12 protein-coding genes and 1 other RNA gene are annotated in these 17538 nt (G+C 34.2%); 8 read left to right on the top strand and 5 right to left on the bottom strand.

What is annotated here, in order from left to right; genetic code table 11:
- Positions 1–28: 28 nt before the first annotated feature.
- Together hutI and P5P89_RS00655 are read right to left on the bottom strand one after the other, a co-directional pair.
- On the bottom strand, positions 29–1267 hold the full coding sequence (gene hutI / locus P5P89_RS00660) for an imidazolonepropionase (protein WP_278010288.1): 1239 nt from the start codon (positions 1265–1267) through the stop codon (positions 29–31).
- Between the two features lie 100 nt (positions 1268–1367).
- The gene (locus P5P89_RS00655; protein WP_278010287.1) at positions 1368–2420 is read right to left on the bottom strand and encodes a glutaminyl-peptide cyclotransferase; all 1053 of its coding nucleotides are present in this window, start codon (positions 2418–2420) and stop codon (positions 1368–1370) included.
- Positions 2421–2508: 88 nt separating this feature from the next.
- Here P5P89_RS00655 and ffs point away from each other — a divergent pair.
- The 4 genes from ffs (at position 2509) to fsa (ending at position 4566) form a co-directional block, all read left to right on the top strand.
- Positions 2509–2606, top strand: an RNA gene (gene ffs / locus P5P89_RS00650) — signal recognition particle sRNA small type.
- A 150-nt stretch (positions 2607–2756) separates the two neighbouring features.
- Positions 2757–3560 carry an SDR family oxidoreductase gene (locus P5P89_RS00645; RefSeq protein WP_278010286.1) on the top strand — a complete coding sequence of 268 codons (804 nt, stop codon included), beginning with the start codon at positions 2757–2759 and terminating at the stop codon, positions 3558–3560.
- A gap of 3 nt (positions 3561–3563) precedes the next feature.
- Positions 3564–3764, top strand: a complete 201-nt coding sequence (locus tag P5P89_RS00640; RefSeq protein WP_278010285.1) for an ATP synthase subunit B family protein — start codon at positions 3564–3566, stop codon at positions 3762–3764.
- 145 nt (positions 3765–3909) lie between these two features.
- Positions 3910–4566, top strand: a complete 657-nt coding sequence (gene fsa, locus P5P89_RS00635) for a fructose-6-phosphate aldolase (protein ID WP_163399817.1) — start codon at positions 3910–3912, stop codon at positions 4564–4566.
- A gap of 145 nt (positions 4567–4711) precedes the next feature.
- On the opposite strand, the gene P5P89_RS00630 is transcribed toward fsa, so the two are convergent.
- The 3 genes from P5P89_RS00630 to P5P89_RS00620 form a co-directional block, all read right to left on the bottom strand.
- Positions 4712–6181 (bottom strand): MFS transporter, encoded by a 1470-nt coding sequence (locus tag P5P89_RS00630; RefSeq protein ID WP_278010284.1) that lies wholly within the window; start codon positions 6179–6181, stop codon positions 4712–4714.
- Positions 6182–6352: 171 nt separating this feature from the next.
- Positions 6353–7054: a LytR/AlgR family response regulator transcription factor gene (locus P5P89_RS00625; protein WP_278010283.1), complete on the bottom strand. Its 702-nt coding sequence runs from the start codon at positions 7052–7054 to the stop codon at positions 6353–6355.
- Positions 7044–8096: a sensor histidine kinase gene (locus tag P5P89_RS00620; RefSeq protein WP_278010282.1), complete on the bottom strand. Its 1053-nt coding sequence runs from the start codon at positions 8094–8096 to the stop codon at positions 7044–7046. The genes P5P89_RS00625 and P5P89_RS00620 overlap by 11 nt, the downstream gene beginning before the upstream one ends.
- Before the next feature lie 262 nt (positions 8097–8358).
- Here P5P89_RS00620 and P5P89_RS00615 point away from each other — a divergent pair, with 262 nt between their 5' ends.
- The 4 genes from P5P89_RS00615 (at position 8359) to P5P89_RS00600 (ending at position 17224) form a co-directional block, all read left to right on the top strand.
- Positions 8359–11394 carry a SusC/RagA family TonB-linked outer membrane protein gene (locus P5P89_RS00615; RefSeq protein WP_278010281.1) on the top strand — a complete coding sequence of 1012 codons (3036 nt, stop codon included), beginning with the start codon at positions 8359–8361 and terminating at the stop codon, positions 11392–11394.
- 11 nt (positions 11395–11405) lie between these two features.
- Positions 11406–12974, top strand: a complete 1569-nt coding sequence (locus P5P89_RS00610; RefSeq protein ID WP_278010280.1) for a RagB/SusD family nutrient uptake outer membrane protein — start codon at positions 11406–11408, stop codon at positions 12972–12974.
- Positions 12975–13077: 103 nt separating this feature from the next.
- The gene (gene nagB, locus P5P89_RS00605; RefSeq protein WP_278010279.1) at positions 13078–15015 is read left to right on the top strand and encodes a glucosamine-6-phosphate deaminase; all 1938 of its coding nucleotides are present in this window, start codon (positions 13078–13080) and stop codon (positions 15013–15015) included.
- Between the two features lie 145 nt (positions 15016–15160).
- Entirely contained in the window at positions 15161–17224 is a 2064-nt protein-coding gene (locus tag P5P89_RS00600; protein ID WP_278010278.1) for a beta-N-acetylhexosaminidase, read from the top strand.
- The last annotated feature ends 314 nt before the right edge of the window (positions 17225–17538 follow it).

Raw genomic sequence — 17538 nt, 5'->3', positions numbered from 1 at the left:
AAAAGAGGAGATAAAAACTCCTCTTTTTTTATACTAAAAATTTACCTTCAATAAGGACACTTTCAATCAGGTTGCTTCCAAAAGCATAGGGGATCTGGTAAAATGAGGAAACAGGTTTTGTGATAATCAAATTAGCTCTTTTGCCTTTTGTGATACTTCCATGCGTTTCTGAAAGTCCCATTGCATATGCACCATTTATTGTAGCCGCATTAATGGCTTCTTCGGGAGTCATTTTCATTTTAATACAGGCGGTTGCTACGACAAAATTCATATTGCCGGATGGAGTAGAGCCGGGGTTGAAATCTGTTGCTAAAGCAATTGGTAAACCTGCACTGATCATTTCACGGGCAGGAGTGTAAGGAATGCTTAAAAAATAAGAACATGACGGTAAAGCTACCGGCATAGTTTCGGAATCTTTCAGCACTTCAATATCTTCTCTGTTCATGTTTTCAAGGTGATCTACAGAAAGGGCTTTGTGTTTGACACCTGCTTTTACACCTCCAAGTGATTTAAACTGATTTACATGGATTTTTGGGGTCAATCCAAACCGGATTCCGGCTTCCATTATTTTTTCAGTTTCTTCTACTGAGAAATAGCCACTTTCACAAAATACATCAATATACTCTGCCAGTTTATTTTTTGTAATTTCAGGAAGCATTTTGCTTATTATTTCATCAATATAACCTTCTTTATTTTCTTCGTAATGTAACGGGAAAGCATGAGCACCCAAAAAAGTCGCTTTTATAGAAATTGGATAATTGTCGGCAAGTTTTTTAATGACCTGGAGCATTTTTAATTCACCTTCAACGGTTAATCCGTAACCTGATTTTATTTCGATAGCTCCGGTTCCTAAATTCATCACTTCTTCTAAACGTAACCTCGACTGCTCGTAGATTTCTTCTTCTGAAGTTTCGTTTAATTTTTTAGCAGAATTTAAAATTCCACCGCCTCGATTTGCAATTTCTTCATACGATAATCCATTAATTCGGTCTACGAATTCCTGCTCGCGGTTTCCTGCGTAAACAATGTGTGTATGACTGTCGCACCAACATGGAAGTACAATTCTTCCCGTTGCATCAATAATTTGATCAGCTGTAACATCCGGAAGATTTTCCATTGCACCAAAATCAGCAATGAGATTGTCTTTTATAATTAAAAAGGCATTTTTTATGGTGGGAAGAATGGCCATTTCAGCTCCGGAAACTTTAGAAACAAAAGTTTCCCGAACCTGAAGTAATTCTTTTATGTTGGTAATAAGAGTTGTCATTCTATAAAATTAATAAAATTAAAAACACGAATTTCGCAAACGTCACTTTGTAATTAGTGAAATCTGTGAAATTCGTGTTTTAGGTTATTTTTTGTCTGATTTATTCTGAAACGGTTATTTCGAACATTTTACTCCAGTTTTTACCGGTAACAAAAATAGTTTTGGTTTTAGGATTGTAAGCAATTCCGTTTAAGACATCATCTTTTGTAATGTCAGTCATTACTTTTCTTAAACCAGACAAATCTAGAATTCCTTCAACTGCTCCAGAATTAGGATTTACAACTGCAATAGCATCTTTAAACCAAATATTAGCATAAATTTTTCCGTTAATCCATTCCAACTCATTAACAGCTTTAATTTTAGAAGTTCCGGAATAAACGTTAATATAATCTATCATTTTTTGCGTAGAAGGATCTACTTTCCAGATTTTTTCAGTTCCATCGGTTTGATAAATTTGTTTGCCATCATTTGTCATTCCCCAACCTTCAATATCTTTCTCGTAATCAAAAGTTTTTTCAAGTTTTAATGTTTTGGAATCATAAATAAACCCTTTTTTGTTTTTATAGGTCAATTGAAATAATTTACCGTTTAGGAACGTAATGCCTTCTCCAAAGTATTTTGAATCTAAATCAATTTTTTTGAAAACTTTGCCAGTTTTATAATCATATTTTTTTATAAATGAAGCTCCTTCCTGACCGGTGCTTTCGTATAAAGTATCATTGTAAAACTCCAATCCTTCGGTAAAATCCTTTTTGTCATGAGGAAAAGTATTTACGATTTTATATTTTAATAATTTAGGATTGACATTTGAAACTAATTCTACTCTTTTTGTAGCATCAGACGAATCGCTGCCAAAATAAACAGTTGCTTTTAGGTATTGATATCCTAATTTTTGGTCTTTTAATTCGAATTTGAATTTTTCAGAACCTTTAGTGCTTCCGACTTTTTTGTCGTTTACAAAGTAGGCTATGCTGTCTATTTCTTTTGATTTTGGATTTAAAACAGCAATTGAAACAGCTTCCTGAGGCAGAAAATGTGCCGGAAAAGCAGAATCGTCTATAGTAAATAAAGAATTTTCACCTTTATTTTTATCGCCGCATCCAATTAATGTGATTCCTAATAAAATGGCAGCTAGGAAGTTATGTTTTTTCATAGTCTAAAATTTGAATAGTCCAATATACAACGATATTTTTATAGCAACAAAGCTCTTGCAAAAATATAAAAAGATTGTATATTTGCACCGGCAAGTCCTACACGACCAGCTCCTGCAGACTCCCCCAGGATGGGAACATAGCAAGGGTACGTGGTTGAGCGGTGCGATGTAGGTCGCTTGCCATTTTTTATTTTTAGAATTTATACAAAAGTAGTCTTCCTTCGGGAGGATTTTTTTATTTTTGGACCTTTCGTATTGTTAGAAGTTAAATGTTAGCAGTAAAAAGATTTCACTACATCAAACTTATAACTCATAATTTATAACTCATAACTCAAAATGAATAAAGTCGTTTTAATTACAGGAGGATCCTCAGGGATTGGGAAATCAATTGGAGAATTTTTGCATAAAAAAGGTTTTGTGGTTTACGGAACAAGCAGGAATCCTGAAAAGGTATTAGATTCTGTTTTTCCGCTTGTGGCTCTGGATGTTCGAAATGCGGAATCAATTAAAGCTGCTGTCACTAAAATTATAGAAACTTCGGGAAGGCTGGATGTTGTAATAAATAATGCCGGTGTTGGGATTACCGGTCCTTTGGAAGAAATTCCGATGGAGGAAATCAAGAATAACTTTGAAACCAATTTTTTTGGTCCGATTGAAGTGATGAAAGCGGTTTTGCCACAGATGCGAGAACAAAAATCAGGTTTAATTATTAATATTACGTCGATTGCAGCTTATATGGGATTGCCATATCGCAGCGTTTATTCGGCATCAAAAGGGGCTTTGGAGCTGATTACGGAAGCTTTGCGAATGGAAGTAAAACAATTTGGAATACAAATTACAAATGTCGCACCTGGTGATTTTGCTACCAATATTGCCTCAGGACGTTTTCATGCCCCAGTCATTAAAGGATCAGCTTATGAAAAAGTTTACGGTGATACACTTGCTACTATGAACGAACATGTAGATGCAGGAAGCAATCCGAACGAAATGGCCGAAGCAGTTTATAAAATTATGCAGGAGAAAACTCCAAAAGTGCATTATAAAGTGGGCGTTTTTATGCAGAAGTTTTCTATCGTTTTAAAACGTGCGCTTCCGGATAAAGTGTATGAAAAAATGTTAATGAATCATTATAAATTGTAAATTATGCAGAAGGTTACAGAATTATTACCTGCTATTTTTTCCATTTTAGTTTTTGTTGTTATTTGGTTTGTAATTCGAAGAATATTAGGTTCGATAAGTGATAAAATCAATAATTCTGAAGTTTATAAAGAAGATACTTTAAGGGTTTTAGAAGAAATTAGAGATGAATTGAAAGAATTGAACAAAAACAATTCTTCTAAGTAATTTTAAATTGTAATTTTGCACCGGATTTGCGTGAGGGGGTGAAGCGACATCCTTTTTGTTTTTTCTTTAAAAACAAAAAGATACAGCGGAACACCCGACCCTTGGGGCACGCCCATAATACGAACACAATTAAATAAATATAATTATGAAATTTTTTATTGATACGGCTAATTTAGCTCAAATTAAGGAAGCACAAGCATTAGGTGTTTTGGATGGTGTAACAACAAACCCGTCTTTGATGGCAAAAGAAGGAATTACAGGTAAAAACAACATTTTGAAACATTATGTTGACATCTGTAATCTTGTTGATGGTGATGTAAGTGCTGAAGTAAATGCGCTGGATTTTGAAGGAATGGTGAAAGAAGGTGAGGAATTAGCTGAATTGCATGATCAGATCGTGGTAAAATTGCCAATGACAAAAGAAGGGGTTATGGCTGCAAAATATTTTTCTGATAAAGGAATTAAAACAAACGTAACACTTGTATTCTCTGCAGGTCAGGCTTTATTGGCTGCAAAAGCAGGAGCAACTTATGTTTCACCTTTTATTGGACGTTTGGATGATGTTTCTACTGATGGTCTGAATTTGATTCAGGAAATTAGAGAAATCTATGATAACTATGGTTATGAGACTCAAATCTTAGCAGCTTCTGTGCGTCACACCATGCATATTGTAAACTGTGCTAAAATTGGTGCAGATGTGATGACAGGACCATTGTCTGCTATTGCAGGACTGTTGAAACATCCTTTGACTGATATCGGATTGGCTCAGTTTGTAGCTGATTTTGAGAAAGGGAACAAATAGTTTACTTTTAAAAAAATAGTTAAAATCGTCATTTTTATTAGAATATGGCGATTTTTTATTTGATAACTTTTAAAGGAATAAAAAAATCCGTTTTACTTTTTGTTGAAGTAAAACGGATTTTTTTATGTTTTGGAAGAACTGAATTTTAATGTCCTCCGCTTTCGCTTATTACGTGACTAACACCTTGTTTCTTTAATATTTTAGGGCAGTAGAAACCGTAAAATGCAAGATAGGCGAAACCAAGAAGAGGCACGATATATGAAAAATGTGTATATGTTATCCCTAATATTCCTTTCGGATGTGTGGCGTCTAAATCGCAGATACTTCCCTGAACCAATGGGATAACTCCTCCTCCAAGAATCATCATGATTAAGAACGAAGAAGCTTTTCCTGTGTTTTTTCCTAATCCTGCGATAGCTAAATCGAAAATTGAAGGCCACATGATAGACAGGAACAGTCCTCCGGAAATAAAGAAGAATTTAGCAATTTCAGGATTTGGCCAAAATAATCCAAATACCATCATTAATAAACCTGAAATTCCGAAAAGCATTAAAGTTTTCCCGGCATTTTTACCTCCAACAAAACTTACTGCTATAAATAGTAAAATCCAGATTGGATAAATGTAAAATGCGGAAACATCATGTGCAGCAAAAATATTGGCTCCAATGATTACTCCAAAAGCAAGGGCTGGTACTATAAATTTAAGTGCAGTATTTACAAGGTTTGAGGTGTTGAAAACATTCACACCTCCATTCCAGCGTCCGATCATTAAACTTCCCCAATATAATGCGATGAATGGAGCAATGGCATCTTCCAATATATTTCCGAATTCAGCTGTGTGAAGTAATGCAGGCAAGTTACTGATGATTGTAACCTCTGTTCCAACATAAATAAAGATTCCCAACATTCCCAAATACAGCTGAGGGTAGTCAAGAATATTAAAATTAGTATGTTTATTCTCTATTTTAGCTTCTTCAATTTTAGCCGGATCTTCAATTTTAGAAAAGTACATGAAAATGGCTACCAATATAAAGGCAGCACCTAAGATGATAAAAGGCAATTTGATGTCTTCAAGAGAAAGGTTTGTTTTTTTGTTATCTCCCATTCCAAATAAGGCGATTCCTAATAAGATTGCCCCAATTGTTGTTCCGAAAGAATTGATGCCTCCGGCCAATGTTAAACGGTGTGCTCCAGTTTCAGGACTTCCCATTTTAATGGCTAAAGGATTAGCGACAATTTGCTGAATAGAAAATCCTAATCCAACTGTAAACAGGGCAGTTAAAAAGAACGGAAAACTTTCCATTGTAGCAGCAGGAACAAATAAAAATGAACCAACTGCAGATAGCAGTAAACCTGCAGCAAGTGTTTTTTTATATCCAAATTTTTGTAAAACATCTGATTTTAGAGACACTAAAAAGAAAATTATAGATCCCACAAAATAAGCGGCATAGAATGCCCATGCAACTAATTGAGATTGTACCTGGGATAAAGTAAATACTTTTTTGAAGACTGGGATCAGGATATCATTGGCAGAACCAACAAAACCCCAAAAGAAAAAGACAATTATCAGTGAAATAAATTGCCCCCATTTGGTTTGTACATTTTCTGAATTCATAATGTAATTAAGTTTTTTTTAGTTTTTTTTAGTGGTTTTTAAAGTGGTAAATATATTTGTTACAACTTTTAAAAAAAATAAAAAATCATAAATAATGAAGAAATTATACAAACAACATAATTTATTCAACAATGTGTTGTTATTTTGAGAGTAGCGATATCGATTTAGTGATTATTCCAAAATTTTGGCTTTTACATCCTTACTGTAGTTTCGGCCTATCGGAATTGTATGTGACATGATTTGAATCCTGTTTCCTTCAATTGACTTAACTTTATTAATCGCAATTACATAGGATTTATGAATGCGTATAAATTTATCTCCAGGCAGTTCTTCTGATTGGGCAGTAATAGATTTATGAGTAATGTAAGTTTTATCAGAAGTAACAATTTTTATGTACTCTTTCATTCCTTCAACGAATAAAATTTCTTCGATATTAATTTTCATCATTTTTTTATCAACTTTGATGAAAATATGCGAATCTACCTTAGGAATTTCAGTTTTGATATTGTTTTTTAAATTGTATTCGGCAGTGATTTTGTTAATACACTTAATAAATCTTGGTAAAGGAATAGGTTTTACGAGATAATCTAAAACATCAAGATCATAGCTCTCGGCTGCAAATTCCCTAAAAGCGGTTGTAATAATTACTTTAGTTTTGTTTTCGATTAAGCTAATTAGTTCAAACCCTGTCATCATGGGCATATTAATATCAAGGAAAACAGCATCGACAGGTGTACTGTTTATAAAATCCAGTGCTTCTAAAGAATTATTGAACGTACCTATAACCTCAAAGTCAGGAAAATTGGTGAAATAATTTTGTAAAACTTTAATTGCTAAAGGTTCATCGTCGATTAATAAGCATTTAATCTTCATTATGAATAGGTATTTGCAAACTTATTATATAGTAATTCAGCTTTGTTTTGTATTGCAGGCTAAAATTATTCCTGTAAATTAACTTCAATCGTTTCTTGGTATTTAATAAACCGATACCGCCTTTAGGGTTATTTTTTTGTGAAATTACAAAATTATTAAGTATTTCAAAATGAAGCATTTTATTGTTAACAATTTTGAAGTTTATCTTAATTTTTAGATTCTGATTGTTTAATCCTCCGTGTTTAAAGGCATTTTCAACTAACGAAATAAAGATTAAAGGCGGCACCTTGATATCTTCAATATCGGATTCAAGGTTAATAGCGACCTCAACATTTTTAAAACGAAGCTTTTCAATTTCGACATAATTCTGAATGTAATCTATTTCTTTTATTAATAATATAGATTTGGTTCCTTTTACATCATATAAAACATATTCCATTAGATTTGATAATTTAATAATTACATCAGGAACTTTATCAGAAGATTCTAATGATAATGCATATAAATTATTTAATGTATTAAAGAAAAAGTGAGGCTGAATCTGATTTTCGAGGTATTTAAGTTTTATTTTAAATTGATTTTCCCTCAACGACCTGTTTCTTTCTCTCTCCCGCAGCCAAGTTAGCGTCAGATAAATAGAAGATGCCATTGCCAAAACATACAGTTCGCCAATACAAACTGCAAAAATATGATTGATATCAAAAGGCTTATATTCACGATTAGCTTCCGGCCATATATTTTCTGAAATAATATAATAGGTTAGGGCTGTTTTGAGTAAATAGACAGCAAAAAGACTAATTAATAACGCGATGGTATATTTAAAATATTTTTGTTTTAAAACATAATTGGGTACCAAAACAAAAAGATTGAAATAGACTAATGGTATATGTAGCGAAAATTCAATCAGGTTTGACTTAAATGAATAATCGTAATCATTAAAATAAGCACCCCATCTTAAAAAATTAAGAGTAAAATAACTTCCCCAGAACCAGATGTGATTTTGAAGTTTAATATCAAAATTTAATTTTTGAATTTCACTCAATGTAGTGATGGATTAGGTCGATTATGGTTAGCTTAATTATCATGCAACTTTAAACAATTCTTTAATGAAACGCAATTTTTTTAAATAAAATTTTATAAAATAATAGAAAACGTGTGTTATTTTGTTAAGATAACGTTTTCGTAAAACGCATTATTGATTGTTTTATGTCGTTGGTTTAAAGTTTTTCGCAGTTGGTTTAAATTATTTTTTTTAACAATCCCTTAAGGATAAATTTACACCATAACTAACAAAATAAATAAACATGAAAAAAATTTTATTAATCTTTATGATTGTTTTTACAGCGCAGGTTTCACTTGCTCAGGTAAAAAATGTCAAAGGTTTGATTACAGATTCTGATGGGATGCCGTTACCAGGGGCATCTGTTTCTGTAGAAGGTGGTCAAAAAGGCACTACTACTGATTTTGACGGTCTATACTCAATTGATGTACAAAGCGGACAAACACTAATTTTTAGTTATGTAGGTCTTGAAACACAAAAGATTGTTGTAGGAGAGTCAACTGAAATTAATGTTAAAATGGCAACTGCAGTGTCAAATGCTTTAAATGAGGTTGTTGTGACTTCATTAGGTATAAAAAAGACTAGAAAATCTTTAACTTATGCAGCTCAGGAGCTTAAAGGTGATGAACTTACGAGGGTTAAAGATGCTAATCTTATTAATACAGTTGCCGGTAAAATTGCTGGTGTGGCAATTACAAAAAGTTCATCCGGTGCCGGGGGATCTACAAAGGTCGTTATTCGTGGTAATTCATCTTTTACGAATAACCAGCCATTATACGTTATAGATGGTATTCCTTTGGTAAGTTCCGGGGCATCTCAGCCAAATGGAACCTTTGGAGATCTTGCAGGGGGTAATCGTGACGGAGGTGATATTGTTTCATTAATAAATCCGGATGATTACGAAGGAATGACAGTACTTAAAGGCGCTGCTGCTTCTGTTTTGTATGGGTCTCAAGGAGCAAATGGAGTAATTTTACTTTCTTCAAAAAAACCAAAAGCAAGCTCAGGTACTTTTAATATAAACTCTGTAACTACTTTTGAGTCTGCAGCTTATTTGCCAAAATTTCAATCTGATTATACTTCCAATGTTGGTGATGCAAGAAGCTGGGGGGCTAAAGAAAAGGTTCAGGGTGATGTAGATGATTTTTTTGAAACTGGGGTTAATCAAATTACTTCTATGTCTTTTTCTAAAGCTACTGAGGGAAATACAACTAGCTTAACTTATGCAAATACAGATGCGTCAGGAATTATGCCCGGAAATCATTTGAAGAAAAATAATTTCGGGATTCGTCAGACAAGTACTTTTTTCAAAGATAAATTAAATGTTGCCGTAACAGGAAATTATGTTGTTCAAAAAATTGACAACAGACCTACAAATGGATTGTATTTTAATCCAATTAGTGGTGTTTTTTCCCATCCAAGAGCATTTAGTTTAAATGATTTAAAAACATATGAAGTTTATGATCCTGTAAGAAACATGATGATTCAGAATTATCCTGGTTTTGCTACTGTTAACGAAAGCAATGAGAATCCATATTGGCAAATAAACAAGCAAAAATCTGTTGATACCAATAATTTTTTCAACGGAGCTATTGCTTTAGATTATAAAATTGCAGATTGGTTTCATTTAACATCTAGATACAGCTATAATAGAAGTGAGAACAATTTCCAAAAAGAAATGTTTGCCACATCTGCCACTTCATTAGTACATACAAATGGTAGATATCTTAATTCGACTTTAATTTCGAATCAAAATTATGCAGATTTGATAGGCTTAATTAATACAAAATTTTCTGAGCATTTTTCATTCAACGCTACAATAGGTGCCAGTATCAATAATGGTAAAAGTGCTGGTGTAACTCTTGATTCAGGAATCGGTGGAGGATTAAATTATGCTAACGTTTTTACATTAGGAAATTTTGCAAGTAATAATGGGAATGTACAAACAGCATATCAAAGAGAAGTACAATCATTATTTGCTGCTACAACTTTTGGATATAAGGATTATTTGTTTTTAGATGCAGCTATAAGAAAAGACTGGTCATCTACTTTAGTTAATACTGATTCACCAGGGTATGATTATCCTTCAGTAGGTATGACGGCTATTGTTAGTGAAATGGCTACAATGCCTGATTTTATTAACTTTGGAAAAGTTCGTGCTACTTATGCACAAGCCGGTAATGATATTACTGCATTTATTACAAATCCAACTGTTACTATCGTCGCAGGAAGCATTGTACCAACTAGTGGGCCAATACCAGGAACTACATTAAAACCTGAAATGAAATCTGAGGTTGAAATTGGTACAGAGTGGAGAATATTTAATAATAGATTAGGATTTGAGTTCTCATATTATGATTCTGAAACCAAAAATCAATTAATGCAGGTTCCTGCAGGAACTACAAATACTAATGGTTATGTAAATTATCTAATCAATGCAGGTAGTATTTCAAATAAAGGTTTTGAAGTTGTATTATTTGCGGATATTATAAAAGGGGATAAATTCAATTGGGAATCCAGAGTTAATTACTCACAAAATAAAAGTAAAGTAAATGACATTCCTGCAGATCAAGGAGAAGGAGGAAGAATAACACTTACAGATCCAGGTTCAAATACTTATAGGTATGCACTAATTGAAGGAAGACCTTTTGGAGTTATCGAAGGGATAAAATTTAAAAAAGATAATCAGGGAAGAATATTGGTAAATGATGATAATACTATTCAAAGAACAGATTGGGAAGAAGTGGGTAATGCAAATCCTGATTTTATGTTAGGTTGGTCAAATACATTCAAAATAGGTTCATTTACTGCCAATGTTTTACTTGATGGACGATTTGGGGGTGAAGTTTTAAGTTTAACTCAGGCAATCAATGATTATAACGGAGTGTCTAAGGCAACTGGTGATGCCAGAAATGCAGGTGCAGTAAAAATAAATGGAGTAAAAGCTAGTGATGGTACTACTCCGGTAACCTCAATGGATGCCTTTGATTATTATACTAACACAGCAGGTAGAAATGGGGTTTCAGGCGAGTATGTTTATGATGCTACAAATGTAAGTGTAAGAGAGGTTTCTATTGGTTATACTTTCAAAAAAGATAAATTGCCTTTAGTAGAGTCGGCAAGTATCTCATTAATTGCAAGAAATTTATTCTTTATCTACAAAGATGCTCCATTTGATCCAAACGTAGCTTTAAGTACTGGAGAAGGTTTACAAGGTGTTGATGTTTTCGGAATGCCATCAACAAGAAGTATTGGTATTAATTTAAACTTAACTTTCTAAATCTTACAATCATGACAATAAATAAAATAAAAACAACTGCATTATGTTTCTCTTTACTTGCAGCGATGAGTTGTACAGATAATTTTGAAGATATAAACACTAACCCAACAGGGGCTACAACTGAACAGTTAGAGCAAGATTATAATAATATTAAAAGTTTGTTTAAACCTTCTTTTAGTAGAATGTATATTTCTGATATTACCTGGCAGTACCAATTACAACAAAGTTTACAAGCTGATGCGTGGTCAGGTTATATGATTACTCCGGTACCATTTGGAACACTAAACAACTATGATTATGCTTTAAATCCCGGGTGGAATGGCTTTGCATGGGATACAGCTTATCTTGATGTTATTTCAAATCTTTATAAAGTTAAGCAAAGAGCCGAAGGAAAATTTGATCAATTCTATGCATGGTCATTAATTATAAAAGTGGCACAAATGCAAAGAATAACTGATATGTACGGCCCTGCAGTATATTCTAAATTTGGTGACTTAGGCGCAGTTTTGTATGATTCGCAAAAAGATATTTATACACAAATGTTTAAAGATATTGATTTCGCAGTTGCTGAGTTAACAAAGAGAATTAATGAAAATGAACCTTCTGCATTTACTGGTACAGATTTATCTGCATATGAAGGAAGCTATACACAATGGGTGAAATATGCAAACTCGCTTCGTTTGAGAATGGCTATGCGTATTTCTAAAGTTGATCCGCAATTGGCTAAAATAGAAGCTGAAAAAGCTGTAAATAATCCAATTGGTGTTTTTAAAGTTAATAGTGATGTAATGAAAGTTAAATCTCCTGTGGATCTTAACGTGATTGATGTAATGAGTCATTCCTGGGTTGGACTATTTATGGGAGCTGATATGCAGTCTATCTTAGGAGGTTATGGAGATCCACGTATTGCAAAATATTGGGAAACTGCTGAAGTTACTCCCGGACAGTATGCATCGGTAAGAACAGGAGTTACTTATCCTTCAGGGACTACTTATGCTAAATTTTCTCAAACCGGACCCAGAACAAAAACTGGCGAAGTTACCTGGATGTCTACCGCTGAGGTTTATTTTTTAAGAGCAGAAGGTGCTTTAAGAGGCTGGAATATGGGAGGGACTGGCAAAGAATTGTATGAAGCCGGTATAGCTGCATCATTTGAACAAAATGGTATTGAAGGGGCAATTGCTTATGCTGCGGATAATACAAAAAAAGCGATGGATTATGTTGATCCTTTATTTCCTGCTAATAATAGACCTGCAGTTTCAAAAGTTACTGTTGCCTGGGGTGCAGATAAAGAAACAAATCTTGAAAAAATTATCACTCAAAAATGGATTGCTACTTATCCGGATGGTCAGGAAGCATGGTCAGAATTTAGAAGAACTGGTTATCCAAAATTGTTTAGAATTACAAACAACAAAAGTGGCGGTATAATTAGTACTGAACTTGGAGTTAGAAGATTGCCTTTTGCTCAAAGTGAAGTTGCAAATAACCCCAAAGGTGTTGAATCTGGTTCTGCTGTACTTGGTGGCCCTGACAATGGAGCAACAAGACTATGGTGGGATGTTGACGCTCCAAATTTCTAAAAATAAAAAAATAAGTATGGTTGTAAAATGGTATAAGTGATGAAAGTTACTTATACCATTATATTAAAAACTTTACCTTTATATAATACCAAAAAAGAAAAAAATGAAAAGTGCTTTAGAAATAAAACCTGATATCAGCTATAAAAGTGCAGGGAAATTTGAAGAGACAAGATTTGAGAAAATTCACAATGAAATCTTTAAAAGTTCAGCAGAGGCTTCTGTAATTTTAGCACAGGAAATCGCACAATTAATCAGATCAAAACAAGAAAAAAATAAAACCTGTGTATTAGGTCTGGCAACAGGGTCTTCTCCTATAAAAGTGTACGAGGAATTGGTAAGAATGCATAGAGAAGAAGGATTAAGTTTTAGAAATGTAATCACTTTCAATCTGGATGAATATTATCCAATGTCAAAGGAGAATAATCAGAGCTATCACTATTTCATGCATCAGCATCTTTTTAATCATATTGACATAAATCCTGAAAATATTAATATTCCCGACGGTACTGTTGCAATTGATGAGCTGAATCAATATTGTATAGACTATGAAATGAATATCAAACAAGCCGGAGGTCTTGATTTTCAGTTATTAGGTATCGGACGTACAGGTCACGTAGGTTTCAACGAACCGGGATCACACATCAACTCCGGAACCAGAATTATTACACTGGATCACATTACAAGAGTAGATGCTTCATCTGACTTTAATGGTATTGATAACGTTCCGAAAAGAGCAATTACCATGGGAGTTTCGACCATTATGAGATCGAAGAGAATTGTACTAATGGCATGGGGACAAAACAAAGCCGATATCATCAAGAGGACCATTCAGGGTGATATCAGTTCTGAAATTCCGGCCACATTTTTACAAAACCATCCTAATGCAACCTTCGTTTTAGATCAGTCAGCGGCTTCAGAATTAACACGTTTCAAAACACCTTGGTTAGTGGGTGAATGTATCTGGACACAGGAATTAAAAAGCAAAGCCATTGTTTGGTTGTGCCAAAAAACAAAACAGTCGATTTTAAAATTGACAGATCGTGATTACAACAACAACGGAATGTCTGATCTTCTCGCACAGGAAGGTTCTGCGTACGATTTGAATATTAACATGTTCAACGTATTGCAGCATACTATTACAGGATGGCCTGGAGGAAAACCTAATACGGATGATTCACATCGTCCTGAAAGAGCCAATCCGGCAAAAAAACGAGTGATTCTTTTTAGTCCGCATCCTGATGATGATGTGATTTCTATGGGAGGAACTTTTTCAAAATTAATTAAACAGGGGCATGATGTACACGTAGTATATCAAACCTCAGGAAATATAGCGGTTACAGATGACGAAGCATTAAAATTTGCTGAAGTATGTAACGATTTTGTTGGTAATGCCGATGCTAAAATTAATTTCAAATCCGTAATTGAATTTTTGAACAACAAATCTGAAGATCAGGTAGATTCATTGGAAGTTCGAAAATTAAAAGGACTGATTCGAAGAAGGGAATCGTATGCTGCAACAAGATATATCGGACTAAAAGATGAAAACACGCACTTTTTAGATCTTCCGTTTTATGAAACCGGACAGGTAAAGAAAAAACCGTTAGGTCCTGAAGATATTGCAATCGTAAAAGATGTTATTGCTCAAATAAAACCACATCAGGTATTTGCTGCTGGTGATCTTGCTGATCCGCACGGGACGCATGAAGTTTGTCTGAATGCAATATTTGCTGCGATGAAAGAATTAAAACCACAAAAATATATGGATGACTGTTGGTTATGGTTGTACAGAGGAGCATGGCACGAATGGGATATTCACGAAATAGACATGGCTGTTCCGCTTTCTCCATCTGAAGTATTACTGAAGCGTCATGCGATTTTATATCACCAGTCTCAAAAAGACAGGGTTATGTTTCAGGGGAATGATTCAAGAGAGTTTTGGGTTAGGGCAGAAGACCGAAACAAAAACACAGCCATTCTATACGATGAATTAGGTTTGGCAGAATACGAAGCTATTGAGGCTTTCAAACGTTTTGATTACTAAGATTATTTTTAGGATTTGATTTAATCAAATGACCAAATTCAGATTGATTTCATACTGATAGTGAGGATCAATAGAGTGATCATTCTGGATTTTTTATCTATTTATTAATGTTGTCTCAGGATAACCATTTTTCAAGCGCCATAAAATGAAATACATACTAGTCCTACTATTAGCAGGTTTAACTTCTAGTGCTCAGATTAAAAAAGAGCAGCTAAATCTTATGCCCTGGCCGCAAAATGTTGTTTTAAATGACGGAAGTTTTACTTTGAGTAAAAATTTTAAAGTAAATATTACCGGCAATCCAAATCCGAGAATTTTTGGAGGGGTAACCCGTTTTTTACGTCGCTTAGATGGCAGAACAGGTCTTTTTTTCGGACAGGATTTTGTTTCAAAACTAAACGAAGTTCCAACAGCTGAACTTCAGATTAACTGCATTAAAAGCGGAAAAATTGGTTTGTATGAAGATGAAAGTTATCATTTAGACATCAAACAAAATAAAATTACAATAGAGGCAACCAGCGATCTGGGAGCTTTACATGGCCTTGAAACGTTATTGCAGCTGTTGCAGAATAATAGTAAATCATTTTATTTTCCGAACGCACAAATTTCAGATTTTCCACGATTTACATGGAGAGGTTTGATGATTGATGCTGCAAGGCATTTTCAGCCGGTAGATGTTATCAAAAGAAATCTTGACGGACTGGCAGCTATGAAAATGAATGTTTTTCACTGGCATTTAGTGGATGACCAGGGCTGGAGAATCGAAATGAAAAAACATCCAAAACTAATTGAACTGGCTTCGGATGGAATGTATTATACACAGGAAGAAATTAGAAATATCGTAAAATATGCTGATGAACGCGGTATTTTGATTGTTCCGGAAATTGATGTTCCGGGTCACGGAACTGCGATATTGACTGCTTATCCTGAAATAGGAAGCAAAGCAATTACGGTAAAAGGCGGAGCAGAAAAAAATATTCAGGGAACAGCAATTGCAACCTATACAGTCGAAAGAAATGCAGGTATTTTTACGCCTACATTAGATCCCACAAACCCACAAACATACCAATTGTTAAGCGAAATCTTTGATGAGGTCTGCCCATTGTTTCCCGGAGATTATTTTCACATTGGAGGAGATGAAAATGAAGGGAAAGACTGGGATGCCAATCCTAAAATTCAGGAATTTAAAAAGAAAAATAAATTAGCAACAAATCACGAATTACAAACATATTTCACCATGCAGCTGGCTCCGATGCTAAAAAAACACCGTAAACAGTTGATGGGCTGGGAAGAAATTTTAACCAAAAATCTTTCAAAAGAAGCAATCGTTCATTCGTGGAGAGGACCAAATGAAGGTATTCTGCCAGGCCAGTCTTTAGCAGAAGCGGTAAAAAAAGGTTACAAAGCAGTCTTGTCAAACGGATATTATATCGATTTGATGTACCCAATTGAAAGCCATTATTTGAATGACCCAATGCCGAAAGGAGTGGAGTTGACAGCAGAAGAAAAAGCTAGAATTTTAGGTGGGGAAGCTCCAATGTGGACAGAATTGGCAACGCCGGAAACAATAGATTCCAGAATTTGGCCCAGAACAGCTGCAATTGCCGAAAGACTTTGGTCAGCCGAAAATATTACAGATGTAGCCGATATGCGCAGACGCCTTGAAACGGTTTCATTCCGGTTAGAAGAATTAGGGCTGACACACATTCGCAACAAAGATGTGATTTTAAGAAATATTGCAAACAATCAAAATGTAAAATCCCTTAATGAATTCTCAAATGTTTGCGAACCTCTAAAAGGATATACACGAAACAAAGACGGAACAGAATATCAAACCTATTCACCGTTCACTCTTTTTGCAGATGCCTGCACGCCGGATGCAAAAGATGCATTGGCTTTTGATAATGCTGTAACGCAGTATATGGCAAGTAAAACACCTGAAAATAAAGCAAAAGTTGCTGCATTTTTCAGCAAATGGATTGCCTTAGATAAAGAATTAAATGACTTAAGTGCCAATGCACCATTAGTACAGCCAGTTTTGCCTTTAGCTAAAAAGCTGAGCGATGCGTCACAGGAATTGTTACGCGTTTTAGATAATAAATCAACTTTAAAATCAGCAGATTTAAAAAGTTTAATTGAAGATTGTAATACAAAAGACCATGCCGATGTTGAGCTGGCAGTTTATACAAGTCTTAAAAAGTTAATATAAAAGTTTGAGTTAGTAAAGTAGTTTAAGTGAAGTTGTGTTAATTGGTAACAGATCTCTCTGCCGGCATAAATCCGGTGGAGATATTCATCCCAATTAATAAGTTGAATGTTTTAAAATTAAGGAAATAAAAAATTGGTAAGGTTAAAATTGAGTTTGGTTATTTATTTTTTAATCTGATTTATATTTCCACAATGTATCGATTTTAGGTAATTTGTTATTTGGTTTTTGCTTAGAGGAGAGCATTCTAAACCTGGCAAGTAATTGTCAGGTTTTTTTATGTTTAAGTTTAGGAGCTGTTTATTTCGTCACTTCGC

It is taken from the genome of Flavobacterium gyeonganense (genome assembly GCF_029625295.1).
Lineage (GTDB): Bacteria > Bacteroidota > Bacteroidia > Flavobacteriales > Flavobacteriaceae > Flavobacterium > Flavobacterium gyeonganense.
This window is presented reverse-complemented; position numbering and strand designations above follow the sequence as displayed.